Below are 25,774 nucleotides of genomic sequence, written 5' to 3' on the forward strand. Positions count from 1 at the left end.
CTGGAACAGACCGCTGTGTACTGCCTGGTTAAGCAGCCTTACAGCAATCTCATTTTTTGTGGAAAATGTTTTTTCTTCCGGAATATGGCATTCTTTGTACAGCTGTGCAAAATCTTCCCCGAACCATTCCTGCGGAAGGTAAAGTTCATAGTCCACAAGGCCGTACCCGTTGTCCCCCGCAAAAGCAAGGAATACGCCGGACTGGCAGTTTTCCGTTTTGCCCAGGCGGCCGCAGTACTGGCGCTTCACCCCGGCGGAATGTTTCCCTTTTTTCACAAAACACGTATCATCTACGGACAGCATACCAGGGGCCTGCCCAACCTGTTTGGAAAGCAGTTCCTGGTAAATATCCAGGAGAGGCTGTTCCTCAAAAGGGGAGCGTGAAAAAAACTGCTGCATGGGGCGGACATACTTCTCCCCGGAAAAATGGAGTGCAACCGGTTCGATGGATTTACGTTCCAACGGGCTTAACAGACCCGTTATAAATGTTTGGAACAGTTTTCTTTGTGGCTCTGACCGGAAGCAGGGAAGATAATTCTGAAAATATTTTTCCAGTTCTGTTTGAAGCAAAAGACTGTTTTCATCATCGGAATACCAGTTTTCTAAAGCAATCGGATCAAACATGGTTGGATTCATCATAATACCACCCCTTTTCTTTCATTATATCAGAAAAAGAGGGCGCAGGCCATCAAAAGTTCGCTGTAGTACTAAAGCGTGTTTGAAAAATGCTCTGAACCACGCCTAAAATTTCCTTCCCCCTCCGCCATGCATCCTCCCGCTGCTGCTCCGGTGGACGGTTGTGCGGTTCCCCGGGCCTCTGTGGGAGCCGCCCGGGCCTGCCATTCCTGAGCCCGCGATCACATGCCTCGCCACCGTCCTTCCTATCAGGTTCGCCTTATTTTTAGAGAAATGGAATTCGCTGCTTCCGCGGTATGCCATGCGGTAATTTAAGGATTGACGGCTTTCCTCTTTCATTTTATAGCGGTTTGCAGTCGTAAGACAGACAGCACCCGCTGCAGCCGAGGAAACTGCCAGAGCAAAGGCTATTTCATACCACTCCAGAGAACGTTTTCTGGCCTGATACGTTTTAGCTTCCCCCTCTGAGCTGTACTGTCCTGCCGGGACGCCGGCCTTCATGTATGCCTCTATCCTGCTGATCGCCGCCAACGCGCCCTTTGCGTAGTTTCCCTCTGAAACAGGGCCGTAGGCGTCGTCCAGTACCTGTTCCACCCGGCTGTCGGTAAGGACTCCCGCAGTTTCCCCCAAGGTAGAGAGCCAGATTTCACGGTTATCCATGTCAATGGACAGGAGAGCGCCGCTTGACTGGCTCCCGCTCCCTATTTCGCGGCTGTCATAGAAATCATCCGCGTATTCTGCCGCCGTCTTCCCTTCTGCATCGTCCACAGTCAGGATCGCCAGATCGGACGACGGCCAGTTTTCCCTGAATTCAGCAATGGCTGATTCCAGCTCTCCCGTCTCGCCTTCGTCAAACAGGCCGGCCTCATCAAAAACGCGGCGGGGCGCTTCTGACGCCAGCGCTGTCCCTCCCGGAAAAAAAGCCGGCAGAAACAGGACGGAAAGAGCAATGAAAAGCGAAAACAGGAAGCGCGCCGCCGCGCCAGGTGGAAGCTGTCTTTTACTCATATCAGATATCCTCCTATTAAAAGCAGTAAAAAGACCGGCAGAAAAACACTCATAAACAAGACTGCCAGTTTCTTTCCGTCTACAGGAAGCATGCCGCATATTTTTCCGGTCTGGCCGTTCATGGCAAAATAGTACATCTTCCCGTCCTTTTTTCTCTGATAAGTCATGATCCAGACCGGAAACAGACAGTAACTCCATGACTTGTCTTTTATATTCTCTGTCTGCTGCTGCACCCTGACCTGATCATAGCCGGACACATTCCCTAAAAGCGCTTCCCTGGCAAAGCTCCTGACCTCTGACTCAACCTCCTCCGAAAATTCCTCCTGTCCCCGATCCCGGCGTTCCGCCCGGAAACCGGACAGGTAACCTGCTTTAAACGGACGTGTTTTTTCCATGTCAAATGGAAGCACCCGTTCTGACAACTGGCGGTCCGCTTTTTTAAGCGCCGCCCGGGCTACATGCCCTATCTGCATCTCGCCCTCAAGCTCCACCGCAAACCGGCTCGTCTCCACATCCACATAGCCGCTTACGGCAGCCAAATCTTTATTGCGGATTCCTTCGGCCTTCAAGCTCCCCTCAACCGTACAGCCAAACGTCCAGTACGGATAATAGATTCCCTCCAGCCTTTTCATCTGTTCCGGGGAATAGAAATCGCCCGGCACATACCGCTTTTTTCCAATCCACTCCTTAAACCGCTCCCTGGCGGTCTTCTGATCCACCTCAAACGGAATCACGCTGTCCGGCTCATAGGCCCCGTCCAGCTTCCCCGATAAAACCACCGGATTGTGGCAGTAATAGCAGGACGTAGCCGCCGTTGTCTCCTCCGCCACAATCTCCGCCCCGCAGCTCGGGCAGCTATAGACCATCATAGCCGCTTCAGCGCGCGCGCTGTCAGTCCCGGACGGCGCTGCTTTGTCTTCTTCCTCTGCGGCCCCTGTACGCGCTTTCAGCTCCTCCTCCGAAAAACCGGAGAGACAATATTCACACTTAAACTGCTGGGATTTGGGGTCAAAAACAAGACCGCCGCCGCAGTTGGGGCATTTATACGTAATTACTGCCATGTCTGTTCACCGCCATTATCAATCCTCCGGATGCTTTTCCCCGATCACGTTTCCGTTTGCATCATAAATCCCATCATCTAAAAACGGATGTGCCTCTAAATAATTTTCCCGCGTAGGCGTTGGTAAAAATCCAATTACCTGATCAATAATCGCATTCGACGCATTTTCAAGTATTTCCCGTACATCTGTTGGGGTTAAACTTCTGACAAATTCCATAGATATCGTTTTCGGAATCGCTATCATATTATTCCTCCTTCATAATTCAGTGTCGTCTGGGTATTTGCCAGGACTGCCAGATTATGCAATGCATTGACTGCTTTTAAATCGTTAAGAGATAATCTCCCTGTTCCCTCACACTGTGTATTATCCGGCAGTAATAATTCTTTGTCCGCTAATACATAAGATGTTTTTGGCAATCCGCTCTGCTGTAAATCTTTAATTTTATATGCATACGGATACTTTTTAGTGTCCTTATACTTTTCCACGCTGCTTATTTTTAACAAAACCACTTTCGTTTTTCTGTTCTCATATGATATAACGACTGCTGGTCTTCTCTTATATTCTTTTTTATCCTCAAAGGGATAATCAATATATATCACCGACCCTGCTCCTAAAATACCAACAGGAATTTTAATTTTTTGATCCATTTCCTCCAATTATCTCACTTTATACATTATGTCTCTCACAAACGCAAAACCATTCACACAGGCCGGAATGTCTATGCAATCTCACCCTCTGGGCCTCCCGCACTCCGAACAGAACTTCCCGCTGTTCACCGTCCCGCAGCTACACGTCCACGGCCCCGCCGGCTTAGGCGACCCGCACTCGGAACAGAATTTCCCTGTATTCACATGGCCGCACCCGCACGTCCACGCCCCGCCGGCTGCATTCGCCCCCATCGCCGCGCTCGCTCCCATCCCTGCATTACCCGGCGCGGCATTCATCCCGGCCGGCGCATTCATCCCCATCGCCGCATTCGGACCCGCTCCCGCGGCGCCCATTGCATATCCGCCCTGGCCGCGGCCGCCCTGCGCCTGCCCCATCTGCATCTGCTGCAGGTTCGACGCCGACGCCGCGCCCATAAAGCCGCCGCCCATATTCATCCCGGCTCCCATGCCCATAAATCCGGCCATCGCGCCTCCAGAGTTGGAGCCGGCCGCTTCCAGTCCCCTTGCAATCGCGCCCTGCACGTATCCCTCGCGCACGGTCGGGTCGCCGAGCATCGCGCCCTGGTTGCGCATGTTGATCAGCTTCTGGGATTCCTCGTCATAGGAAATGCTGGCGATGCCCACGGACTGGATCTCCATGCCGCGCATCTTCTTCCAGTCCTCGTCCAGCGTATCCGACATATATTTCCCCAGCTCGCGCCCCTTGGAGGCCACAAAGGAAATCCGCACGCCGTCCGCGGACATCTGGTTGATTGAGGTCTGCAGCGCTTCCAAAAACTCCGCCAGATACTGCTCATTGACCGAATTAATCTCTACCGTATCCGCATTCTTGGGGATCACCTCCGCATAAAACCGGAGCGGGTCCGTGATCTTGATCGAATACGTCCCATGGGCCCGCAAAAAAAGCTCCGCGTTGTAAAAATTGTCAAAATAGTTGATCGGCGTGCGGGTTCCGAATTTAATCCCCTTGATCTCCTGAAGGTTGATATAAAAAACTTTCTGCGCCTTCGGAGTCTGGCCGCCATAGCGGATCCGGTCAAACGATTCCTTCAGCGCGTCTCCGAACTGGCCGTTAAACAGGGAGGGCATGGACGACTGATCCACCTTATAATAGCCCTCCTCCGCCGTGTAATCCACGACCTTGCCCCCATCCACCAGCATCATAAACTGATTCGGGTATACATGGATCACAGAGCCGTTGGAAACCGTTCCGTCCGTTCCCTTAACATTTTCGCCTCTGCGGATCCTTCTGCCCGCTGCAAAGACCGTCTGATCCCCCATATCGCCCGGCTCTATAACCTCCAGCCACTGATCAGCCAGCCCGCCGCCGATTGCCTTTCCTGCTGCTCTAATAATTCCCATTCTTCCATTCCTCCTTCATAAGCGCAATTTCGCGCGCATATCCGTCCAGATCATTCGGCGTCTCCAGATAAAACGGCAGTTCCCGCAATGCCGGGTGGCATACCACCCCGGAAAGCGCCCGCAAACCGATACGCCCCTCCCCGATCTTCGCGTGCCGATCCTTTGCCGCTCCGAGCGGATTCATGCTGTCATTTAAATGAATCGCCTTTAAACGCCCCAAACCAATAATCCGGTCAAATTCCTCCAGTACGCCGTCCAAATTTCCCGCAATATCATATCCTGCGTCCCACACATGGCACGTATCCAGGCAGACGCCCATCTGATCCGAAAGCTCCACCCGGTCAAGAATGGCCCGAAGCTCCTCAAAACTGCGCCCGACCTCGCTGCCCTTTCCGGACATTGTCTCCAGAAGCACAGTCGTATGCTGTCCCGGCTTTAATACCGTATTAAGCATCCCTGAAATATATTCAATGCCCTTTTCCGCCCCCTGCTTTACATGGCTGCCGGGATGGAAATTATAATAATTCCCCGGCGTATATTCCAGCCTCTCCAAATCATCCGCCATCGTATTCCGCGCAAACTCCCGGACATGCGGATCCGCCGAGCAGGCATTTAACGTATAAGGCGCATGCGCCAAAATCTTCTCAATCCCCTGCTCCCGTGCAAACGCCAGAAACTCCGCCACATCCTCCGGATCGAGCTGCTTTGCGCTCCCGCCTCTGGGATTGCGCGTAAAAAACTGAAACGTATCAGCCCCGATCCGCCGCGCCTCCCTTCCCATAGCCGCATACCCCTTTGATGATGATAAATGACAGCCAATTTTCAGCATACCAGTCTCCTTTCATCCCCATGTTCTCAATCTGTCATTTCCGGCTTCCTTCGCAATGCCCCCTTAATTCAAACCCTCAGCGCCGCTTTCCCGCGCACAACCGCCTTCCCGCTCCCTTTCCGTCCCTTATGGACAGGCGTAATCGTGTGCACCGCCGCCGCAATCAGGACAACCGCCGCCAAAAGCTGCAGACACAGGCTGACAGGAATCCAGTGCGCCGTCACCGCATTGTCCGGCTGCGCCCCGAACCACTGTTCAAACGCCAGCCGTACATTCCCACTGCCCGCCTGCCTGGTAATCACCGCAAAAAACGTAACCGCCGGATTCAGCAGAAGAAGATAGATAAAACCGCCGGAGCTCGCCTGCCTCGCCGAGGCGTTCAGCGCATTCAGATAGGTGTTTATTTCATTCATATCCATGCGGTAGGCAAACACATTGAGCGCATACGTTCCCGCCGCCAGAATCACGATCGTCGCATAGGCGCACACCGTCGCGATCGTGGATCGCTTGAACAGGGAGGAGTAAAACATGCCGATCCCGCCCGTAAATGCCGCCACAATGCCGTGACAGACGAACAGCATCGCCATATCGGTTATGGTAATGCCGCCGTAGACGAATACAAGGGACTGGATCGGAAGCGCGGATACCGCCAGAAGGAGCATCATTGTCAGGGCGGAAAAGAGCTTTCCCAGAATAATCTCCCGCGGTTTCATGGTTGTGGTCAGCATCAGCTCCAGCGTCTGCTTTTCACGCTCGCCGCTGACGCTGCTGGCCGTCAGGGCCGGCATAATAAACATCAGCATAATAAATTCGATGGAGGACACAAAAGTATAAAGCTCCAGAAAACGCGAATACTGGATCTCTGCCGTAACCTTCACCTGGCCAACCACAGAATACATATTAAGCAGCGCCGCCACAGCCAGGATGCTGTCGAAAATCAGGAGAATCGCCGCCAGCCTGACGCTGCGGCTGTTAATTGTCAGCTCCCGCCTATAAACCGGATTCCATTTCATGTCGTATCACCGCCTTTTCGTCCTCGCGGGCAGTCACCTGCATAAAAAGCGATTCCAGGCTGCCCTTTTCCCTCATAAAACCGCTGACCATTACATCCGCGTCAATCAACTGCTGCAGCAGGGCGGCTTCATCCTGTCGGTCTCCCAGAAAGCCCACCTTGATCTCATCCCGCTTAACGGCGATCGTCTGCACGCAGGGATGGCTCTTTAAGATGGCCAGCGCCTTTTCCATGTTGCTGAACACCTGGATCAGAAGAGGCTTTGAAGAATTGACCTGCTCGGTAATATGCTCCATGCTGCCCTCAAGCACCATATGCCCCTGCTCGATAATACCGATGCTGGTACAAAGCCCGGAAAGCTCGGAGAGGACATGGGAACTGACAAGCAAAGTTTTTCCCTGTTCCCGCAGCTCTTTCAGCATGGCCGAAAATTCCATCCTCGTCCTGGGATCCATGCCCGAGGCCGGCTCGTCGAGAATCAAAAGCTTCGGATCATGCAGCAGAGCCCTCGCCAGGCAGAGCCGCTGCTTCATCCCCCTGGAGAGGCCGTCCACAAAAAAATCCGCCCGGTCCTCCAGCTTGACCTGCTCTAAAAGCGCACAGCAGCGCATTCTGGCCTCCCGCCCCTCAAGCCCGTAGCAGGAAGCGAAAAATTCCATGTACTCCGATACCTTCAGATTATCATAAACGCCGAAGAAATCCGGAACATAGCCGATCTTCTCCTTAAGGCCGCGGTTGTCCGCCAGCGCGTCCACCCCGTCAATCATGACCGAACCGCTGTCCGGAGAGAGGAGTCCTGCCGTTATCTTTAAGGTCGTCGTCTTTCCGGCCCCGTTCGGGCCTACAAAGCCAAAGATTTCCCCCTCCGGGATCGTGAGGTCAAGGCCGTCCAGCGCCTGGAAATTTCCGTACCGCTTCTGTAATTTCCTGATTTCCAGCATCACTTCTCCTTTCCCGTCACGTACATCATCGGCAGATGGCGCTCCCACCCGTATTCGTTTTGGTTCTCATCCACATATTTGACAGTCAGCGTATTCGTGGGGGACAGGTACGGCTTGAGCTCTTCGGCCGTGAAGCTCTCCCTGTTCTCCATCAAATCATTGTGCCCTGTATCGTGGTTATAGAAATACATCTTCCCCTCAAAAGCCGACAGATACGGATACCTGGGATTATTCACAAAGCAGGGAGAGACCGTTTCAAAACTGAGCCTCTGGATCTCCAAATCATTTCCAAGGGAATATTCCACAACCGCCGGTTCCTTTGCCTCCCCCACATACATGCTGTTATAGGAAGCCTCATAATTTCCGGAAATGACCGTGGGCCTCTGCTGCAGCGCAGGACGGTATACGAGCCCGCCCTCCCCGCGGTTCAGCTCTATGGTGGATGTCACCATAGAAAGGCCCTCTGTCGTAAAATCGCCGCCGGTCAAAAAGCCGTCCCCGCTGATATCCGGGCAGAAAGCGATGAGCCTGGCCTCCGAGACGCCCAGATCCATCCGTGAATCCAGATAAAAGCTGAGAAGCCGGCTGCGCTCCTGATAGCGCATATAGCCCTCGTCATAAATATCCGCTTTCTCATACGCATCTCCCCCGGCCAGCTTCTGCGCGAGCGCATTCGTATAGCTGAGCGGGTAGTTCAGGACCTCGCAGTCCTCCAGGCTGCGCTCCTCCCCCGGCTCCAGGTCGCCTAAAAGGATCGCCTTGCCAAACAGCAGCAAAGCCGCATCCTCCAGGCGGCAGTCAAACCGGTTGACGATCCGGCCGCCTGTTTTTCCCTCAAAATAGGAGACCATGCCTCCGATCTCCATGGCCTTAGCGCCCGGAAGCTCCTGTGTGAGCATAAAAAGCCGCGGCGTAAAGGCAACCGTATCCCGGATCCGTATGTCTGTCCGGTCCTTCAGGAACCTGATGTTCGTCTTATACGTCTCCTCGCCCGTAAAGCTGACGGCAGAAGCCGCGTCATAGTAATAGCTTTTCGTCACCGGACGTATCGTATATTCCGGCCGGATGCTCACCGTGAATGGTTTATTATAGGGGCTGCGTATATTGACATACGTCTCCTCCTGCGCCTGTCCCCCGGACGCGTCCAGTATGGTCGCATACGTAAAAAACGGGCCCCTGTAACGTGTTTTGACGCCCATTATATAGATAATGCCTGTAAATACAAGGGCGCAGCCGGCGGCCCCGGCCAGATAGTAGCGGTGGCTCCCGCGCTTCTTCAAAAACAGGTAAAGCGCCGGCCCGATAAACGCCAGATAAACAATGATCACCAGCGTATAGGCAGCCACGCCGGGCAGCCGCCCCGTGTCCCCTGTGTTGATTAAGCCCTGCACGGAGAAGTAGAGCTGGGAAAATCCGGAATAATCCTGCATGGACATTTGCTCCACCCGGTCCTCCCCGAAAATCATCGTATAGAAATGCTCCAGGAAGGCCGGATGATCCCCGCAGAAGAGGCCGATGTCCTCAAGCGCAAAGGCAGCCGCCGCGACGCGCCCTTTACGCCTCTGCACATAGGACAGAAGAGGGAAATTCCCCTGCATCAGAACATTGCCGTTTTTCAGCTCTGCATTCACACACAGAAGCCTCATCACAGCCTCCTGCGGAGCGCTTTTGGAATACTCTGCGCCCAGGTTCACCTCTGCGTAGGACGGCTCCCCGTACACCTTTTCCAAAATCTCTCCCGCAAACCGCCCCATGGACTCCCGGTAGCGCTCCCCGCCGCCGATAAGCACGTTTCCGCCCTTCTCCACCCAGCGAAGGATGGCGTTGTGCTGCGCCTCCGAGAGCTGATTTAAGTCATAGTCTGACACCACAATCAGATCAAGCTGATCATAGCCCAGAGGATCCTCCGGCGCAAGGCCGGCGTTTAAGTTCAAAAGCCTGGTCTTAATAGAGCCGTAATAGATCCCCACCCCGTCTAAGTATTCCAGCTTCTCCGGGCTGTCGCTGAACACCCCGATAAAGCATTCGCTGACATTGCGGCTGATGCCGAGCTTGACACGCTTTTGCAGTATCCGCGCGCCTTCCTGATCCGTGACGCGCACGTAAATCTGATCCGCCCTTATGCCCAGAGGGATATCGCACACCGTCTCCAGACGCTCTCCGGCCGCCACGGCAACCGGATAATCATAGCGGTATGCCTCCAGGCTTGACTCTGTGGTCAAAAGCTCTAAGTTCCCTGAAAAATCCTCCCCGCCGTCATTTTTCAGAAAGACGCGCAGCCGCACATAGCGCTCTGCCTTTGCCGTATCGCCGTAACCAAAGGAGACTTCCATGGACAGAGCCCCCTCCTTATCCGTCAAAGCTGCGGCAAACGCCCGTCCGGGCCGCATAAAAAACGCAGAGAGCAAAAGAGCCGCAGCGGCGGCTGACAGAAGGGCTCTCAGCCTTCCTGACCTCATATATTCCTTCATCCTGCTATCCTCCCGGGCTGCAGTGTGGAGCGCTGCCGTAACTGTCCAGAGCCGTCCGGACGGTTACGCGTCACCCAAAATTGTAACAGTTCAGACAACCTGAACCGTTACGGCATCTGCCCATGAAAATCGCTTCGCGATGGGGCGGATGCCTGCTGCCGCCACGTTTTCGTACGGTCAGCGCAAGCATTGCGCAGACCTGCCTGAACTGTCACCCAAAATTTTCTTTGTTAATATCAAAATTTGTCTTGAGCTTTACAACGAACACCGTCCCGTTCAGATCGCTTGAAACCTGAATCGCGCCTCCGTGCATGTCCACAATATTCTTGACAATCGCCAGCCCCAGCCCCGTCCCCCCGGTGTCTGTGGAGCGCGACTGCTCAACCCTGTAAAATTTGTTGAAAATAAACGGAAGCTCTTCCTTTGGGATCACATAGCCGTAATTTGTCACAGAAACCGCGACCGTCGTCTCCACGGCCTGAATATTGACCAGAACCCGTTTTCCGTCGGCCCCGTATTTGATCGCGTTGTTGATCAGATTGTCAAACAGGCGCGCCAGAAGGTTTGCGTCGGCTGAGATCGTCTTGGCCGGAACATTGCTCTGCAGCTCATAGGATAAATTTTTATCTTTAAAACTGGGGTAAAACTCCTCCAGAAGCTGGCTTAAGAGCTTTACAATATCCACCTTTGTCACGTGCATGGATACTTTTCCGTAATTCATCTTGGTCAGGCCGAACAGATCCTCTATAAGCTTCTCAAGGCGCTTTGATTTGGCGCAGGCAATGGCAATATACTTGGCCTGCATCTCGGGCGGGATCTCCACCTGGCCGGACAGAAGCTCCAGGTAGCCGATGATAGAGGTCAGGGGCGTGCGCAGATCGTGCGCCACATTCGTGATCAGCTCATGCTTAGTCCGCTCCGCCTCGCGCTCCCTGTCAATGAGGCGCCGGATGTCCTCCACCATCTTATTCAGGTTCACGGCCATCGCCGTAAATTCATCGTCCCCTGCCACTTCGATGGTGGTATTTAAATCTCCCTCGGAAATATTCTGAATCGCAGCCGAGATGCGGCTGATATAGCGCAGCGACTTCTCCTGCAGGGCGAGAAAGGTCAGGGTAAAAAGACCGATCCCGAACAGCACATAAAAAAGCGTCATCAGCGTATCCATCTCCGTCAACTGGAGAAAAAAGGACTCCGCATACCTTGTCTCCTTCAGATACCCTGTAATCATGGAGACATTGGCAATCAAAAATACCTCGACCAGGCAGGCGATGAGGGCGCTGTAGAAAATATTGGTCACGATCCTCGTGCGGAACCGCGTACTCATATCCCTATTTTTCAATTTTATATCCTACCCCCCAGACCGTTGTGATGATCTTGGTCTGTCTGGTATCCTCTTTCATCTTCCCCCGCAGCCTTCTGATATGTACCATCACCGTGTTATTCGCCTCATACACCTTTTCATTCCACACCTTCTCAAAAATCTCGTCCGTGCTGAACACACGGCCGGGATTCGAGGCCAGAAGGTACAGAATATCAAATTCAATGGGCGTTAATTTGATCTCCTCATCGCCAACCATGACCTTGTGATTGTCCTTGTTGATCGTCAGATCACGGATGGTAATCTCATTCTTTTGCGATTCCTGGGCATTGCTCTGCGGGTTTAGCTGCGTATAGCGCCGAAGCTGCGACTTCACCCGGGCCGTCAGCTCCAGCGGATTAAACGGCTTTACCACATAGTCGTCGGCCCCGGTCCCCAGTCCCAGAATCTTGTCTAAGTCTGTGGAACGGGCGCTGAGCATAATGATCGGGATATTGTTTGTCTCCCGGATCCGCTTGCACATCTCCAGCCCGTCCATGCCCGGCATCATGATATCTAAGAGCACGAGCTGGACGCTCTCCTTCTCCAGAAGCTCCAGCCCCTTCTGGGCGTTATCCGCCTTAAATACTTTATATCCATCGCTGACCAGGTAAATCTCGACCAGATCCGCGATCTCCTTCTCATCATCCACTACCAGAATGCTGATTTCTGACATAAAAAGCCCTCCCTCATTCGTAAAGCATATGCACGCAGAAGCTGTATGTTGATTTGGTTGCTTTGCAATGATATTAGTTTACCATATGGGGAGGGATTTTGCTTTAAATTTCTCTTACATTTTTGGAGGAATGTGGAAATGAGGGGGATTAGCTGAAAGGGGGGCCGCCAGCGCCAGCTCCTGTATCCAACGGAACCCCGCTTCCGCTCGGAGAAAAGCGCAGCGGACGCTTAGCGAGGTCTTTTCGAGCTTAGCGTCCGCTGCGCTTTTCTCCGAGCGGGAGCGGGGTTCCGTTGGATTTATAATCGGACTCTGGCGGCCCTCTCACGACACCCCCTCCCCGGCAATAGTTCACTTCGCGTAACCAGACATTATCTTGCGTATTACTCCACTGATTATGCCAGAAGCACCCACAGCAGATACCCCAGCGTCGCGCAAAGTCCGATGCAGAACAGCATCAGCCCAAAGGAAAAGCTCTCTTCCACCAGACTTCCGATATACTTGATTCGTATCTCTTTATTTGACAGCCGGCTTACAGCGCTTCTCCGTTTGCCATAGAGCTCCATGCGCCCGGTCAGTTTATCCCACAGGAATACAGTCCCGTCCGCGAGGCTTCCGAAGAAGCGGGCCAGCCAGTTCCCCTCTCTGTGCGTATCGGGCTCCGGGAGCTGGCTGTGGGTTGTCCGTCTGGCGAGGACAATGACGCCGTCCGCCAGATGATCCATGGCGCGGCAGGCTACGGAGGATACGGACAAAAAAATTGTAACCGACACGGATACGATATATTTGTCGAGCACGCCGGATACCGCGCCGAATATGGCCGGGAAGGCAATCTCCAAGACCGGGCGGTACAGGAGCTGTTCCAGATCCAGCCAGGACGGCCAGAGGTTTACGTAGGAGGTTCCAGTCTCTTCCTGTTTTGTCATAAAGACCCTTACAATTCCAAAATAAAGGAGCAGGCCGATACTGATGGAAATAAAGCCCCCCTTCAGGTTTTCAAAGGAGAGGTAGGACACGGCGCGGCCATACTCCTTTAAGCCGAAAAAGCCTGACCCAAGGGCGGCCAGCCGATCCATGGCCTGATGGGGCAGCATGCCGAGTATGGGGAGGGGCAGCGCGGCCAGGATCAGAACGAAGCGCGTGGCCGGCCTCATGTACGAGGCGGACATGGAATCAAATTCCGGTTGCCGCGCGGGGTGGCGGTCTATGAACAGGAGCACAAAGAGCTTGAGCATATATGCCACGGTCATCCCGCCGCTTAGGAGAAAGAGCCATTCGCCGCAGCGCCAGAGAAAGCTCCCGCCGATGGCGGCGATATATTCCACGATCCCCTCATGAATCAGCGTTTTGCTGATGTAACCGTTCCAGAAGGGGACGCCGCCGATGCCGAGCGCGCCCATCAAAAAGCAGAACAGGAGCGCAGGCTTTTTCCGGCCAAAGCCGCGGATCTCGTTAAATTCCAGCTCGTGCAGGTTCATATAGACCACCCCGGCGCAGAGGAAGAGAACCAGCTTGATCAGAGAATGGCTGAGCATATGCAGGAACGCTCCGCGCACGGCCAGGCTGTTATGTTCCCCCGTCTGCGGGAGCAGAACCGCCATGCTGATCCCTGTCAGGATAAAACCAATCTGGGAAACGGAGGAGCAGGCCAGCGTCCTCTTTAAATTGGTCGAAAACAGCGCCAGCAGCGCGCCGATGAACATGGTGGCAAATCCCAGCCCTGCAATCAGCAGCCCCCACGTCCTGTCCCCTGTAAAGAGGATGCAGGAGACAAAGATAATTCCGAACACGCCCGCCTTTGTGAGAATGCCGGACAAAAGCGCGCTGGCCGGGGCCGGGGCCGCCGGGTGGGCCTTCGGAAGCCATATATGCAGCGGGAAGCAGCCCGCCTTGGCCCCGAATCCGAAGAGGAGAAGGCCCCCGGCCGCGTAGAGCCGCGCCCGCTGCGCCTGAGCGCCCCGCGACAGCACATCCCCGGCCATGGGGCCGAGCGCATCCATCTCAAGCGTCCCGAACTGATCATACAGCAGGAACAGGCCCATCAGCATCACCAGCCCCCCGATCACCGCAACCGCCAGATACGTTTCCGCCGCCTTAAGGCTCTCCCGTTTCTCATCAAAGGCCACCCACACATAGGAGGTAAAGGACATGATTTCAAAGAAGATAAAGGTCGTATATAAATCCGCGGATAAAAAGACCCCGGCCGTAGCGGCAAAAGTGGCCCAGAAAAAGCGGTAGTACCGCCCTCTTTTCTGGTAATGGGCCATATACTCCCGTGAAAATATGCCGCTGATCACCCACATAAATACTGCGATGCCTGCATAAATCAGGCGGAAGCCGTCCAGACGGAAGTGCAGCCCCAGGCCGCAGACGCCCGGAAGGATCCAGTCATACCCTGTCCTGGTCAAAAGCATCATCCAGCCTCCCCTCCTATCGCTGTCAAAAACTCCATGAGCGGCCCGGAATGCAGGCCGATTAAAAGGATCACTGCCGCAAAGATGACGAGCGGAACCAGCATCATCCATCCGGGATCCGACGCAGCCTCCGCGGAAGGCTCTGATGTCTCCTCCCCGCGGACAGGGGCCCAGGCGCGGATCAGGACGGAGAGCATATAAATTCCCGTCATCAGCGCAGAATACAGGATCACCGCCACACCTGTATAGGGAAGCCAGCTTCCCGGCCCGTCTGTACAGAGATCCGCGTATAGAAATGCGGCGCGGCAGATATTCCATTTACTGATAAAGCCTGCAAAAAGCGGAATCCCCATCAGGGAAAGGCTGGCTGTCAGAAGGCAGGCAAATGTGACCGGCATGCGCCTTCCCAGCCCGTCCAGCTCATAAATATACGTTTTCCCGGTCTGACGCATCACCGCCCCGGCGCAGAAAAAGGAGCAGATCTTCATAAAGGCATGGGCTGTCAGGTGGCACAGCGCAGCCGCCAGCCCAAAGGGCGTCATCAGGGCCGCGCCAAACAGGATATACGACAGATTGCTGATCGTGGAGTAAGCGAGCCTCCGTTTCCAGTGAACCTCCCGCACAGCCATCGTAGAGCCGAACAGAATCGTAGCCAGCGCCGCGGCCATAACCGTGTACTGGGCCCACGTCCCGCGCACAAACTCCGCGCCGTAACTAAAATACGTAAAGCGCAGGATGGCGAACGCCCCGGATTTCACGACCGCCACGGCATGGAGAAGCGCCGTCACCGGAGTCGGGGCTACCGTGGCCTTCGGAAGCCATACATGGCAGGGAAATACCGCGGCCTTCACGCCAAAGCCGAAAAAGGCCAGCACATACACAAACAGCAGCACATCCCGGCTGCGAAGCGCCTGTTCCATATCAAGCGCGCCCCCGGGCTGGAACGCCGTGGTCCCCGTGGCGGAAAAGCCCATCACAAATACCAGGCCGATGAAGGCAAAGGCCGCCCCGCCGATCGAGAAATACAGGTATGTCCGGCTGGCGCGGACAGCCTCTTTGCTTAACGGAAAAAGAACCAGCGGAAACGTGACCAGCGTCAGCATTTCATAAAACAGGTACAGCGTTGTCAGATTTCCCGCAAACGCAATGCCCATTGTTATGCCATACGTCATAACATAAAAGGCAAAAAACGTGTCTTTGCGCTCCTCATGCTTCATATATTCAAAAGAATACAGGGTCGCCAGCGGCCACAGGAAGGCCACCAGGCCGGAAAAAACGCTTCCCATGCCGTCGATCCGGAACATGACGGTCAGATCCGCAAAAAGGCGGAACAGGACAAGCCCCTCGCCCCTGGCTCCCGGTATCAGGAGGATACAGGCAACGATCAGGCTGTTTAACAAAACCATCCCGCCCACCAGGCACTCCAGGCTGATGTCCTTCAGCCTTCCTCTGAGGCTGCGCTCCGAAAACAGGATACTCCCGCCCCCGACAACAGGAAGAAGCACCGGAACAGCCAGCAACATGTTATTCATAATCACCCCTCCGTCAAAGCACAGAAGCCGCTATGGACGCAAGCGCTGTAAGAAGCGGCCCGGGAAAGCAGCCAAACACCAGGGATCCGGCTGTCAGAAGCGCGATCGGGCCGAGCATCCACATGGAGGGCTCGCACCCCGTTATCTCTTCCTCCGCCGCGCTGTCTGCTCCCGGGAAAAATCCGGAAACTGTAAGCGGCAGAAGGTATCCGGCTGTCAGAAGCGCGCTCAAAAGGAGCGTCACTGGCCCGATCACACGGAACGCCCCTGTGTCCGATGCCAGAGCGCCGGCGGCCAGATACCATTTACTGATAAACCCGCTGGCCGGCGGAATTCCCACCAGCGCCAGGGACACGATCGTATAGCACCCCAGCGTCAGGGGCATGAAGCGCCCGAGCCGTCTCATATCCGACACCCTTGTCTTCCCGGTGATCACAATGATCGCGCCCGCGATAAAGAACAGCGCGTTCTTAATCAGGGAGTGGAATACAATATGGGACAGGGCCCCCACAAAGGCCGCGGGCTGCAAAAGGCTTAAGCCAAACAAAATATACGATACCTGGCTCACCGTGGAATACGCCAGCCGCTTCTTCATCACCGGCTCCTTATAAGCCAGCATGGATCCCATGAACACGGTCAGCAGCGATAAAAGAATCCATACATACTGAACCCAGCTCCCCCGGATGCGGTCCGCTCCGATTACATAATAAACCGTGCGGATGATCGCCAGCACTCCTGACTTCGTAATCAGGCCGGACAGGACCGCGCTGGCAGGGGCAGGCGCAACCGGATGGGCGGTCGGCAGCCACCCGTGCAGGGGAAACATGCCCGCTTTCACGCCAAAGCCAAGGATCATGCAGAAAGAGGCGGCCAGAAGAAGTCCCTCCCGGCCGGAAAGCGCCGCGTCCGTCAGGATACCGCCCGGCGCAAAGGTGGTTCCGCCTGAAACCCCGGCCAGGAAAAAGATGCCGAACAGCGCCAGAAATGCGCCCGCGACCGAATAAAACAGGTATTTCATGCCTGCCCGCACCGCCTCCCTTGTCTGCTCATGCAGCACCAGCGGCAGCGAGGTCAGTGTCATCATTTCAAAAAAGACATACATGGTTATTAGGTCAGCCGCAAAATCAAGCCCCGTCAGCACTCCTTCCACGATCAGATAAAAACCGCAGAACCTGGAAACCCTCTCCTCGTGGGAGAGATAGGAAACCGAATAAACCGCCGCCAGAAGCCATACGCCGGAGGTCAGAACCGCGAAAAGGCGGCTTATCCCATCCACGCGCAGAGTAAGCGATATCGTATCCGTAAGCTTCCAGAGCGTAAGGCTTCCTCCCTTTACCACCGCCGCGAATACCAGGCCAAGCTGGAGCAGAAGCACGGCCGCCGTCGTGAGAGAAGCCAGCCTTTTGTCGGTACAAAGCCTCCGGCCGGCCAGAACAAGGATCCCGGCCAGAATCGGAAATACGACCGGAAACAGTAATAAGATTTGTCCTTCCATTTCCATTCTCCTCTATTAATCAAACATCGCCAGCCCGTCTGCTATAGCCTGGACAATGGGCTGGGACAGAGTTCCCAGAAACAGGTTTAAGCCAATCAGGCAGAGGATCGACAGTCCCAGCATCCAGGATCCCCTCACAGGGGAAGGGCCTTTTTTTTCCGGTACGGGAAACGCCTCCCGCCCGCCTGCGCCCGCTTCCCCCGCCGGGCTTTGCCGCCTTGAGTACAGTGTAATCACCAGCCGCAGGAAATACACGGCGTTGAGCGTCGTGCTGACCGCCAGGACGATTATGGTAGGCAGCATCTTACCCGCGCAGTGAAGCGCTGACGTGGCAAATAGAAGCTTTGAGATAAAGCCGGAAAGCATGGGAAAGCCCACCATGGAGAGGGAGCCCACGGCAAAGCCGATCCCCGCCAGGGGATTCCGGTAGGCGGCCCCGCGCAGGCTGTGGTAATCCGTCCTGTTCCCCGACACCTCATAAAGCCCCACGGCGCTGATAAACAGGAGCGCTTTCGTAATGGAGTGCGTAAAAATATGGAACACTGCGGCCACCATGCCCATCCCGGTTCCCATGCCGATCCCCATGTAAATATAGCCAATCTGTGCCACAGAGGAATAGGCAATCATCCGGCGCGTATCCTTTTCTGCAATCGCATGCACAGAGCCCATCACCATTCCGGCCACGCCAAAGCAGTAGAGCACATTGATCAGATGGCTTCCGATCACGAAGTTCTCCCCCAGCACCCGGTAGAAAATCTTGATCAGAAGGAAAATATATCCCTTGGAAACGAGGCCCGACAGCACGGCGCTCGCCGTCGGCGTCGCGTAGCCATACGTATCCGGTATCCAGTAGTGGAACGGGTACAGGCCGCTCTTAATGGCCAGGCCCACGCTGATAACGGCCAGAATTACCAGCATGGGGATCGTATAGCTCCCGCTGTCTAAGATAAGCGCCGCGGATTCTCTGGCCGGGCTCATCAGAAGATGGCCTGTCACGTCATAAAGCATGCTCAGCCCAATCAGGAACAGGCCGGAACCAAGCTGGCTCATGATCATATAGCGGATAGCGGCCGACATGCTCTTGCGTTTCTGGCGGATCATGATCAGCCCGCAGCCGGCGATCGTGTTGATCTCGACAAATACATACGCTGTAAACAGATCGTTCGTGTAAACCAGGGCCAGAAGGGAGCTGAGCATCAGATCAATCATGATATAAAACAGATTCAGCTTTGACCCCTCGACATCCGACGCCGTATGGTTCACGCCGCCTAGCACAGACAAAAACATGACGATCCCAAACATGGACGCCGTCAGGCCCTCCAGGACGCCCGCCCGGATCTCATTTCCCCACGGGGCCGGAAAATGGCCCATCATATACGTATAGCTCTCCCCGGTCCGCATACAGAAGCAGAGCACGGCAAATGACAGCGCTGTCGTCGCCGCAATCATCAAAAGGCTTATATTTCTGGCGCGCTTACCGGGAAGAACCGAGGAAATGATCCCGGAAAACATGGCGAGGATGATCGAGAAAAACGGAAAATTCTGCACAATGCTCATGTCCTTTTTTCCTCCTCCTCCTTTGCCAGAATCAGGATTTCATCCAGATCCAGAGAGCCGTACTGCTCATAAAGCCGCTTTGTGAGAGCCAGCATCAGCGCCGTGGTGCTCACGCTTACCACGATCCCCGTCAGAACCAGCCCGCTCGGGACAGGGTTGATATAACCCGTTGTTTCCTGGATCCCGTCCACAACGATAGGCGCCGTGCGTCCTTCGATATAGCCCTTGGCCGCCAGAAACAGGTACACCGCGGTATCCATGATATTCATGCCCATGATCTTTTTAATCAGGTTGCGGTGGAGCAAAAGCATGGTAAAGCCTACGCCGAACAGGATCACAGCCGCCGTCGCCTCCATATTCACAGACAAAAGCCGCCCCATCCTACATGCCCCCCTTTCGGAACAGCGTATAAAAGGCATACATGGTGCAGGCCACCACCAGCCCCACGCAGATATTTAAAGGCAGGATCAGCCCGCTGCTGATAATTGCCCCCGGCGTCCCCAGAGGAATACCGCTCTTAAGATGGTTCGCCCCGGTGAAAAAAGAATAGCTCTTGGCCAGGCAGTAAAAGGTCAGCGCGCCCAGCGTCACCCGGCGGTATACCTTTTCCGTAAAAAAGCGCTCTGTCCGTTTGAATCCAAATGCGTTTAAGTACAAAATCAGCCCGGATCCGAGCACGGCCCCGCCGGAAAACCCGCCGCCCGGCGACAGATGGCCGTTTAAAATAATATAGATGCCGAATATAAAGATCAGGGGAACCAGCACACAGGCGCATTTCTGCAGAATCACGTCGTTTTTGGGCTCAAAAACACGGTCATTCTCCTCCAGCCCCTTCCGTCTGCGATCTCCCCCGTTCTCCGAATCCAGCCTCAGAAGCACCAGCACGCAGCACGAGGCGATAAACAGCACGCACGACTCCCCGAACGTGTCAAACGCCCGGTAATCAAGGATCATGCCTGTCACAATGTTGACCGCCCCGGTTTCCTGGAGTCCGCGTTCAATATAACGGGCCGCCACCTCATTATTCGCCGGATTCTCCGCATGTCCGAACGGCGGAAGGCAGGCGACGGTCCACAAAAGGATCAGGATAATACTCAGGCACAAAACGACGGACATAATCCGGTACACGCGCTGAAACCAGCGTATCCCGCGCGTTTTAAGAATCTGGCTCCCGCCCTCCTGCGCCCTGGCAACCGGCTCCTGAGAGCTCTTTTCCTCCTTTTTCGCCGCCCCTTCGTCCCGTTCCGGCTTATGCCACGCAGGGCGCGCCTCCATCCCCCGGCTTAAAGGATCTGTCTCGCCATCCACCCATTGTATAAATTTATACCATCGGCTGCTCTTATAATGATCCCTTTGTCTGCTCATCCTGATCCTCCTTCCGGATTGCCCTGATTTTCTTAAGCGTAACAAAGAACAGAATACTGGTAACTCCTGCGCCGACCGCCGCCTCTGTCACCGCCAGATCCGGTGATTCAAGCAGAATCCAAATCACACACATGATCAGGCTGTAGGACATGAAAATAATGATCGAGGTTAAGAGATCCTTCGTAAAAGCCACGGACACCGCGCACCCAATCAGGCTCAGCAGGAGGATGGCCTCAAATACCTTCATCCGCGCTCCCCCTCCTTTTGCTTCGTCTCCCGGTGAATCATGATAATCTCGCCCAGATCCCGGTTTGTCATCGCCTCGAGACGGCTGATCATATGCCCGGATACAGGGGATGCGGTCCAGAAAAACAGAATCACCAGAAACAGCTTTAAAGAATCCATGGAAAAGCCCCGCATTGTAATAAGCCCCATAATGACAAACAGGATCCCCAGCGTATCCCCCATGGCCGCCGCATGCATCCGGTTTAAGGCGCGGTTAAAACGGTTGACCCCAAACACGGCCAGAATCATAAATACCAGCCCTGTCAAAAGAAGCGCGGCAGAAACCGCAAAACGAATCCATTCCAGTATCATTTTTTCTCCTCCTCTGCACCCTGTCCTGTCAGGTTGTCCTCAATCGCGTTCAGATCCGCCTTCATGTGCTTTTTCTGCAGATACACGCCCGTATAAACCTTACAGAGCACCACCACGCCTAAAAAGCTGATCAGCGCATAGATCAGGCAGATATCCGTCAGATAATTTTCCCCGAGGTACACGGACAGGACCGCGATGATCATGATAATCATGGTCCCAATCATATTGACCGCAATGATCCGATCCGCAATTCCCGGACCGCGCACGGACCGCAGCATGCTGAAAATAATGAGGACCGCCAAAACCAGCATACTCCCAATCAGAAGCGCGTCATACGCTTTTTGTATCAGCTCCATCTCTCTCCCACCGCCTCCATCTGCTTAAGCAGTTCCACAAACACGGATTCCTCCATCCCCTCAGCCAGCTCCCGGTCCAGGCAGTGGACAAAGAAGTGATCCCCCTCTACGGAAACCGTGATCGTTCCCGGCGTAAGGGTGATTGAATTAGCCAGAAGCATCCTGGCCGCGCCTGTCTTAAAATCCGTGTCAAAATACAGGAACGCGGGCTCCGGCTGCAGCCTGGGAGACAGGATGAGCCTCAGCACACACACATTCGCCTTCACAATCTCCTGCACCAGAACCCAAAGATAGCGTATAAACAGGGGAAATAAGCGGAACAAAAGCAGCTCCTTCCTGCTGTTATACCCCATATATCTGCACATAAAATAAAACAGCGCGGCTGATATCACAAGGCCGAAGAGTATGATTTCCACGGTTGCCCTGCCATTTAGGATCAGCCACACTGCCATGAATAGTAAAAACATAAGGACGCCTCCTGATTCCAATTAGCGGCTGCGGTTCACGGGGCAGTGGTGTGAGGCGCAGCGCTGTGATTTCATCAAGTGTTCACATTATAACTCGGTTGGGAGATAATTACAAGGAGATGGGAGGGGGATATGGGGTTAAAATTTTGTTTGAATTGAAGTAGCCTGATAAAAGTTAATGACCGGGGGGGAGCGTGAAGGGGACGCCGGAAGCAGGCCGTATATCCGACGAAACCGCGCTCCCGCTCAGAGAAAAGCGCAGCGGACGCTAAGCTCGAAAAGACCTCGCTAAGCGCCGGCGGTTTTCTATGGGTTTCTTACGGATATACCGCCTGCTTCCGGCTACGTGGCTGTCCGGCCGAAGATAATATAATTATCATGTACAGCGAATAATTAATATATATTCTGTCATATTGTGGTAAACGTGTGGATTTTACAATATTATCAGCCAAATATCAGACTAAATATTGAATTAATGCCGCACTATTTTATCATTTTATCCCTTAGGCAGCCCGTCTATCTGCCGTTTTACATCCTCCGGAACGGAATCGAACAGGTAGCGTTTTGAGCCGGATTCCGGGCGGCTGCATTCCTCGCGGATCTGGATGCTCATTTTTTCGATCTCTTCTTCCAGCTCGCGCGCGGAGAGGAGGCCGCAGCCCTGGCCGCGGATGATGATCTGTTCCAGGTAGTCGGAGGTGGTTACAGTGACGCGGTATTTTCTGCCGTTCTGATGGGCGAATTTTTCGATGTACTGGTCGGCTGTCTCGGCTTCTTTGGTGTAGACTACGTGGATGTTATGGTAGTCCAGGATTTCGGTGGCGTGGCCCTGGACGCGGTAGGCGTCGAAGACGGCGATGACGCTGCATTTTTTCATGCCCTGATAGTTGCAGAGGATGTCGAGGAGACGGCCTCTGGCACTGTCGATGTTGATGTCCGCCAGCTCTTTGAGTCCTTTCCAGGCAAAGATGATGTTGTAGCCGTCTACCAGGAGGTAGTCTTTTTGGAGGGACGTGTTTTTTCCGGAGGGTTTTTCGGTTTTGCCTTTATCGGATCCCGGGGCGTCGGCATGGGAGGATGAGCCCCGCCAGTAGCTTTCTGCGTAGGAGCCTGCGGGGTGCGGGCCGGGGGCAGAGGCGGAGGTTGAGGCTTTGCTTCGGCTTCCCCAGCGTTTTTTTGATGCGTAGGTATCGCTTTTTTTGTTTGCGTGGAAGGTCCTTGCAAGGATCGCGTCTACCTCGTCCGTGCCGATGAAACGCTCTTCCGGGGAGCGGCGGGCGGCTCCGGGGAGTCCGCTGGCGGCGTCCTGCCTGGCGTCTGTGCGGAGCTTTGGCGTTTGTCCGTCCGCGGCGGACATGGCTTCTATGTGCATGTATTCTTTTACCTTATCCCACTCCACCATAAAGCCCGCTCCGTGGATGCAGAAGACGGAACCGCAGGGATTTTCGAGATCCGCGTCCGGGTCATAGCCGGCGGCGGCGATGACCTCCTCCGGGTTGTGGCAGGGGCCGTAGCCCCTGAATGCGCACTCAAGGCGGCCCTGGCCGCCTGTATAGGCCGTAACAGCCGCCTGATAGCCGTCCATGCAGGCCGCCGGGGCGCTTCCCCGGAGGATCGCCCGGCCGTCTTCTATCATCGGCGCTTCAAAGCGCGCCTTAAGGCGTTCGAGATCTGTCATGGCCTTTCCGGTGAAGCGCTCCGGTATTTCGAGCGAGAAGTCGTAAAAGGGTTCCAGAAGCACGGACTCTGCCTCTCTGAGGCCCTGGCGCACGGCCCGGTACACGGCCTGGCGGAAATCGCCGCCCTCTGTGTGCTTGATATGCGCCCGCCCGGATACCAGCGTGATCTTCATATCCGTGATCGGCGCTCCGGTCAGGACGCCCCTGTGCTCTTTTTCCTCCAAATGGGTCAGGATCAGCCGCTGCCAGTTGCGGCTTAAGAGATCCTCGCTGCAGGCCGTGGCAAAGGACAGGCCGCTTCCCTCCTCGCCCGGCTCTAAAAGCAGGTGAACCTCCGCATAGTGGCGCAACGGCTCGAAATGGCCCACGCCTTCCACTGTGCCGGCAATCGTCTCCTTGTAGACAATGCTTTGCTCCCCGAATGTCACATCCACGCCGAAGCGCCGGGCGATGAGGCTCTTTAGGATCTCCATCTGGATCTCTCCCATGATCTGGGCGTGAATCTCCTGTTTCGTCTCCTCCCAGACAAGGCGCAGCTCCGGCTCCTCCTCTTCGAGCTGCTTAAGCTTTGGCAGCATGGAGGCCGCGTCGATCCCCTCCGGAAGCTCCACGCGGCACGTAAGGACCGGCTCCAGCACCGGGAAGGACTGGAACTGTTCGGCTCCGAGCCCTTTTCCCGGCGCGGTCCGCGAAAGGCCCGTCACGGCGCAGACCGCGCCCGGCCCCGCCTCCTTCACGGCCTCAAATTTATCGCCGGAATAGATCCGGATCTGGTTCACCTTTTCCCCGTCAAAGACATCCTTCACGCTCAGGCGGCCGCCCGTGATCTTTAAATAGGTCAGGCGGTTTCCCTGCGGATCTCTTCCGATCTTAAAGATCCTGGCCCCGAACTGCGCCGGGTAATCCGGCATCCGGGTATATTCTCCCAGGCCCTCCATAAATTCCTTCACGCCGTCCACGCGCAGCGCCGAGCCAAAATAGCAGGGGAATATCTGCCTGCCGCTGATCATCTGCCGTAGCAGGCCGTCCGTCACCTCCCCTGTCTCAAGGAACTGCTCCAGGGCCTCTTCTGAACCGACCGCCGCATTTTCATAGAACTCCTCCGTGCGCGGCGCCCCGAAATCCATGCAGTTTTCGTCCAGCTCCTCCTTAAGCTCCTTTAAAAGAGCCTCGCGCCGGCCAACGGCCAGATCCATTTTATTGACAAACAAAAAAACAGGTATCTGGTATCTTGCAAGAAGCCGCCACAGCGTCCGGGTATGCCCCTGCACGCCGTCAGAGCCGCTGATCACAAGAATCGCGTAATCCAGCACCTGCAGCGTCCGCTCCATCTCCGCCGAAAAATCCACATGGCCCGGCGTATCGAGAAGCGTTACATCCATCCCGTCCCATTTCAGCGCCGCCTGCTTTGAAAATATTGTAATCCCCCGCTGCTTTTCCAGCTCATATGTGTCCAGAAACGTGTCGCCGTGATCCACTCTCCCGGCCTGCCGGATCATTCCCCCGGTCAGAAGCATGGCCTCTGAGAGCGTCGTCTTTCCTGCGTCCACATGGGCCAGGATTCCCACCGCCAGTTTTTTCATCTGCCTTTTTGCACCTCTCTCATCTACGGCTGCCCGGAAGCGTCTGCCGGCCAGGTAAATCCTTTGATCCGGATATAGCTCTTTATCAGCTCCGCTGTCTCCTCCAGCGTCAGCCGCGTCGTATTGATCGGCAAATCGTAATTCTTGATGTTATGCCATTCGCTTCCTGTGTAATACTTAAAATACTCTCTGCGCTCCCGGTCGATCTTTTTCACCCGGCGCTTCGCCCTCTCCTCGTCGATGCAGTCCACCTCCATGGTCCGCTGCACCTTTTTCACCTTATCCGCATACACAAAGATCCGCACCAGGCGCTCGATCTCCTCGTCCTGATCCAGCACAAAGCCCGCGGCCCGGCCCACAAACACGCAGGACTCCTTCTCCGCCAGCTCCCGTATCACCTCGGACTGAAATTTGAACAGGTTTTCCGGAGAAGTCAGCTTGCCGTCCACGGAGGGCTTGGAAAACACATCCACCCTCCCGCCGCTCAGGCGGTGCAGCAGGTTATTTCCCGCCTTCTCATCCGCCAGGCGGAAAAACTGCTCCCCCACCGCGCTTTTTTCAGAGGCCAGCTTGATAATATCATCATCGTAGAAATGAAGCCCCATCTCCTCCGCCAGCCGCCGCCCTACAATGCGGCCGCCGCTTCCGTATTCTCTTTCAATGGTAATAATAAGATTCTGATTCCCCATCGCGTTCCCTTTCCCC

At 54.9% G+C, this 25,774-nt stretch carries 24 protein-coding genes; all 24 read right to left on the reverse strand.

Annotation, left to right across the window (positions count from 1 at the left end):
* Positions 1 to 639: IS701 family transposase (locus tag NFS31_RS09435; RefSeq protein ID WP_251493961.1), on the reverse strand; the 639-nt coding region annotated here is incomplete at its 3' end.
* A gap of 102 nt (positions 640 to 741) precedes the next feature.
* On the reverse strand, positions 742 to 1,644 hold the full coding sequence (locus NFS31_RS09440; protein ID WP_251493964.1) for a TPM domain-containing protein: 903 nt from the start codon (positions 1,642 to 1,644) through the stop codon (positions 742 to 744).
* The gene (locus tag NFS31_RS09445; protein ID WP_251493967.1) at positions 1,641 to 2,705 is read right to left on the reverse strand and encodes a TFIIB-type zinc ribbon-containing protein; all 1,065 of its coding nucleotides are present in this window, start codon (positions 2,703 to 2,705) and stop codon (positions 1,641 to 1,643) included. Before NFS31_RS09445 ends, NFS31_RS09440 begins: the two co-directional genes overlap by 4 nt.
* A gap of 18 nt (positions 2,706 to 2,723) precedes the next feature.
* Positions 2,724 to 2,948 (reverse strand): hypothetical protein, encoded by a 225-nt coding sequence (locus NFS31_RS09450; RefSeq protein ID WP_251493970.1) that lies wholly within the window; start codon positions 2,946 to 2,948, stop codon positions 2,724 to 2,726.
* Entirely contained in the window at positions 2,945 to 3,352 is a 408-nt protein-coding gene (locus tag NFS31_RS09455; RefSeq protein ID WP_251493973.1) for a type II toxin-antitoxin system PemK/MazF family toxin, read from the reverse strand. Before NFS31_RS09455 ends, NFS31_RS09450 begins: the two co-directional genes overlap by 4 nt.
* A gap of 81 nt (positions 3,353 to 3,433) precedes the next feature.
* Positions 3,434 to 4,735, reverse strand: a complete 1,302-nt coding sequence (locus NFS31_RS09460) for an SPFH domain-containing protein (protein WP_251493977.1) — start codon at positions 4,733 to 4,735, stop codon at positions 3,434 to 3,436.
* The gene (locus NFS31_RS09465) at positions 4,722 to 5,564 is read right to left on the reverse strand and encodes a deoxyribonuclease IV (RefSeq protein WP_251493980.1); all 843 of its coding nucleotides are present in this window, start codon (positions 5,562 to 5,564) and stop codon (positions 4,722 to 4,724) included. Before NFS31_RS09465 ends, NFS31_RS09460 begins: the two co-directional genes overlap by 14 nt.
* 68 nt (positions 5,565 to 5,632) lie before the next feature.
* Entirely contained in the window at positions 5,633 to 6,577 is a 945-nt protein-coding gene (locus NFS31_RS09470) for an ABC transporter permease (RefSeq protein ID WP_251493983.1), read from the reverse strand.
* Positions 6,555 to 7,517, reverse strand: coding sequence for an ABC transporter ATP-binding protein (locus NFS31_RS09475; protein ID WP_251493985.1), 963 nt, complete (start codon positions 7,515 to 7,517; stop codon positions 6,555 to 6,557). Before NFS31_RS09475 ends, NFS31_RS09470 begins: the two co-directional genes overlap by 23 nt.
* Complete coding sequence (locus NFS31_RS09480) at positions 7,517 to 9,988, reverse strand: hypothetical protein (RefSeq protein WP_251493988.1); 2,472 nt, start codon at positions 9,986 to 9,988, stop codon at positions 7,517 to 7,519. Before NFS31_RS09480 ends, NFS31_RS09475 begins: the two co-directional genes overlap by 1 nt.
* 211 nt (positions 9,989 to 10,199) lie before the next feature.
* The gene (locus NFS31_RS09485; RefSeq protein WP_251494291.1) at positions 10,200 to 11,315 is read right to left on the reverse strand and encodes a sensor histidine kinase; all 1,116 of its coding nucleotides are present in this window, start codon (positions 11,313 to 11,315) and stop codon (positions 10,200 to 10,202) included.
* A 4-nt stretch (positions 11,316 to 11,319) separates the two neighbouring features.
* The gene (locus NFS31_RS09490; RefSeq protein ID WP_251493991.1) at positions 11,320 to 12,024 is read right to left on the reverse strand and encodes a response regulator transcription factor; all 705 of its coding nucleotides are present in this window, start codon (positions 12,022 to 12,024) and stop codon (positions 11,320 to 11,322) included.
* Between the two features lie 395 nt (positions 12,025 to 12,419).
* Positions 12,420 to 14,441, reverse strand: a complete 2,022-nt coding sequence (locus NFS31_RS09495) for a complex I subunit 5 family protein (RefSeq protein WP_251493994.1) — start codon at positions 14,439 to 14,441, stop codon at positions 12,420 to 12,422.
* Positions 14,438 to 15,970, reverse strand: coding sequence for a complex I subunit 5 family protein (locus NFS31_RS09500; protein WP_251493997.1), 1,533 nt, complete (start codon positions 15,968 to 15,970; stop codon positions 14,438 to 14,440). The genes NFS31_RS09495 and NFS31_RS09500 overlap by 4 nt, the downstream gene beginning before the upstream one ends.
* A 13-nt stretch (positions 15,971 to 15,983) precedes the next feature.
* Positions 15,984 to 17,465 (reverse strand): complex I subunit 5 family protein, encoded by a 1,482-nt coding sequence (locus NFS31_RS09505; RefSeq protein ID WP_251494000.1) that lies wholly within the window; start codon positions 17,463 to 17,465, stop codon positions 15,984 to 15,986.
* Between the two features lie 15 nt (positions 17,466 to 17,480).
* Positions 17,481 to 19,022, reverse strand: a complete 1,542-nt coding sequence (locus NFS31_RS09510) for a complex I subunit 5 family protein (protein WP_251494003.1) — start codon at positions 19,020 to 19,022, stop codon at positions 17,481 to 17,483.
* Positions 19,019 to 19,402: a sodium:proton antiporter gene (locus tag NFS31_RS09515; RefSeq protein WP_251494007.1), complete on the reverse strand. Its 384-nt coding sequence runs from the start codon at positions 19,400 to 19,402 to the stop codon at positions 19,019 to 19,021. Before NFS31_RS09515 ends, NFS31_RS09510 begins: the two co-directional genes overlap by 4 nt.
* Before the next feature lies 1 nt (position 19,403).
* Positions 19,404 to 20,387, reverse strand: a complete 984-nt coding sequence (gene mbhE, locus NFS31_RS09520; protein ID WP_251494010.1) for a hydrogen gas-evolving membrane-bound hydrogenase subunit E — start codon at positions 20,385 to 20,387, stop codon at positions 19,404 to 19,406.
* A complete protein-coding gene (locus NFS31_RS09525; RefSeq protein ID WP_251494014.1) occupies positions 20,362 to 20,634 on the reverse strand; it encodes a hydrogenase subunit MbhD domain-containing protein in 273 nt (90 codons plus the stop codon). The genes mbhE and NFS31_RS09525 overlap by 26 nt, the downstream gene beginning before the upstream one ends.
* The gene (locus tag NFS31_RS09530) at positions 20,631 to 20,984 is read right to left on the reverse strand and encodes a cation:proton antiporter (RefSeq protein WP_251494018.1); all 354 of its coding nucleotides are present in this window, start codon (positions 20,982 to 20,984) and stop codon (positions 20,631 to 20,633) included. The genes NFS31_RS09525 and NFS31_RS09530 overlap by 4 nt, the downstream gene beginning before the upstream one ends.
* Positions 20,981 to 21,340 (reverse strand): MrpF/PhaF family protein, encoded by a 360-nt coding sequence (locus NFS31_RS09535; protein ID WP_251494021.1) that lies wholly within the window; start codon positions 21,338 to 21,340, stop codon positions 20,981 to 20,983. The genes NFS31_RS09530 and NFS31_RS09535 overlap by 4 nt, the downstream gene beginning before the upstream one ends.
* On the reverse strand, positions 21,331 to 21,807 hold the full coding sequence (locus tag NFS31_RS09540; RefSeq protein WP_251494025.1) for a Na+/H+ antiporter subunit E: 477 nt from the start codon (positions 21,805 to 21,807) through the stop codon (positions 21,331 to 21,333). The genes NFS31_RS09535 and NFS31_RS09540 overlap by 10 nt, the downstream gene beginning before the upstream one ends.
* A gap of 496 nt (positions 21,808 to 22,303) precedes the next feature.
* Positions 22,304 to 25,069 (reverse strand): translation factor GTPase family protein, encoded by a 2,766-nt coding sequence (locus tag NFS31_RS09545; protein ID WP_251494028.1) that lies wholly within the window; start codon positions 25,067 to 25,069, stop codon positions 22,304 to 22,306.
* Between the two features lie 23 nt (positions 25,070 to 25,092).
* Positions 25,093 to 25,758 (reverse strand): cytidylate kinase-like family protein, encoded by a 666-nt coding sequence (locus tag NFS31_RS09550; protein ID WP_251494032.1) that lies wholly within the window; start codon positions 25,756 to 25,758, stop codon positions 25,093 to 25,095.
* Between the last annotated feature and the right edge of the window lie 16 nt (positions 25,759 to 25,774).

This window comes from Otoolea muris (genome assembly GCF_943193115.1).
GTDB classification, from domain to species: domain Bacteria; phylum Bacillota; class Clostridia; order Lachnospirales; family Lachnospiraceae; genus Otoolea; species Otoolea muris.

What these genes read in the sequence shown, in the direction of transcription:
- NFS31_RS09530 (WP_251494018.1), bottom strand. Translation starts at nt 20,984, where the DNA reads ATGATACTGGAATGGATTCGTTTTGCGGTTTCTGCCGCGCTTCTTTTG.
- NFS31_RS09440 (WP_251493964.1), bottom strand. Translation starts at nt 1,644, where the DNA reads ATGAGTAAAAGACAGCTTCCACCTGGCGCGGCGGCGCGCTTCCTGTTT.
- NFS31_RS09515 (WP_251494007.1), bottom strand. Translation starts at nt 19,402, where the DNA reads ATGGGGCGGCTTTTGTCTGTGAATATGGAGGCGACGGCGGCTGTGATC.
- NFS31_RS09540 (WP_251494025.1), bottom strand. Translation starts at nt 21,807, where the DNA reads ATGTTTTTACTATTCATGGCAGTGTGGCTGATCCTAAATGGCAGGGCA.
- mbhE (WP_251494010.1), bottom strand. Translation starts at nt 20,387, where the DNA reads ATGAGCAGACAAAGGGATCATTATAAGAGCAGCCGATGGTATAAATTT.
- NFS31_RS09490 (WP_251493991.1), bottom strand. Translation starts at nt 12,024, where the DNA reads ATGTCAGAAATCAGCATTCTGGTAGTGGATGATGAGAAGGAGATCGCG.
- NFS31_RS09505 (WP_251494000.1), bottom strand. Translation starts at nt 17,465, where the DNA reads ATGGAAGGACAAATCTTATTACTGTTTCCGGTCGTATTTCCGATTCTG.
- NFS31_RS09470 (WP_251493983.1), bottom strand. Translation starts at nt 6,577, where the DNA reads ATGAAATGGAATCCGGTTTATAGGCGGGAGCTGACAATTAACAGCCGC.
- NFS31_RS09535 (WP_251494021.1), bottom strand. Translation starts at nt 21,340, where the DNA reads ATGGAGCTGATACAAAAAGCGTATGACGCGCTTCTGATTGGGAGTATG.
- NFS31_RS09445 (WP_251493967.1), bottom strand. Translation starts at nt 2,705, where the DNA reads ATGGCAGTAATTACGTATAAATGCCCCAACTGCGGCGGCGGTCTTGTT.
- NFS31_RS09485 (WP_251494291.1), bottom strand. Translation starts at nt 11,315, where the DNA reads ATGAGTACGCGGTTCCGCACGAGGATCGTGACCAATATTTTCTACAGC.
- NFS31_RS09525 (WP_251494014.1), bottom strand. Translation starts at nt 20,634, where the DNA reads ATGAAGGTATTTGAGGCCATCCTCCTGCTGAGCCTGATTGGGTGCGCG.
- NFS31_RS09480 (WP_251493988.1), bottom strand. Translation starts at nt 9,988, where the DNA reads ATGAAGGAATATATGAGGTCAGGAAGGCTGAGAGCCCTTCTGTCAGCC.
- NFS31_RS09455 (WP_251493973.1), bottom strand. Translation starts at nt 3,352, where the DNA reads ATGGATCAAAAAATTAAAATTCCTGTTGGTATTTTAGGAGCAGGGTCG.
- NFS31_RS09475 (WP_251493985.1), bottom strand. Translation starts at nt 7,517, where the DNA reads ATGCTGGAAATCAGGAAATTACAGAAGCGGTACGGAAATTTCCAGGCG.
- NFS31_RS09450 (WP_251493970.1), bottom strand. Translation starts at nt 2,948, where the DNA reads ATGATAGCGATTCCGAAAACGATATCTATGGAATTTGTCAGAAGTTTA.
- NFS31_RS09550 (WP_251494032.1), bottom strand. Translation starts at nt 25,758, where the DNA reads ATGGGGAATCAGAATCTTATTATTACCATTGAAAGAGAATACGGAAGC.
- NFS31_RS09465 (WP_251493980.1), bottom strand. Translation starts at nt 5,564, where the DNA reads ATGCTGAAAATTGGCTGTCATTTATCATCATCAAAGGGGTATGCGGCT.
- NFS31_RS09500 (WP_251493997.1), bottom strand. Translation starts at nt 15,970, where the DNA reads ATGAATAACATGTTGCTGGCTGTTCCGGTGCTTCTTCCTGTTGTCGGG.
- NFS31_RS09510 (WP_251494003.1), bottom strand. Translation starts at nt 19,022, where the DNA reads ATGAGCATTGTGCAGAATTTTCCGTTTTTCTCGATCATCCTCGCCATG.
- NFS31_RS09545 (WP_251494028.1), bottom strand. Translation starts at nt 25,069, where the DNA reads ATGAAAAAACTGGCGGTGGGAATCCTGGCCCATGTGGACGCAGGAAAG.
- NFS31_RS09460 (WP_251493977.1), bottom strand. Translation starts at nt 4,735, where the DNA reads ATGGGAATTATTAGAGCAGCAGGAAAGGCAATCGGCGGCGGGCTGGCT.
- NFS31_RS09495 (WP_251493994.1), bottom strand. Translation starts at nt 14,441, where the DNA reads ATGATGCTTTTGACCAGGACAGGGTATGACTGGATCCTTCCGGGCGTC.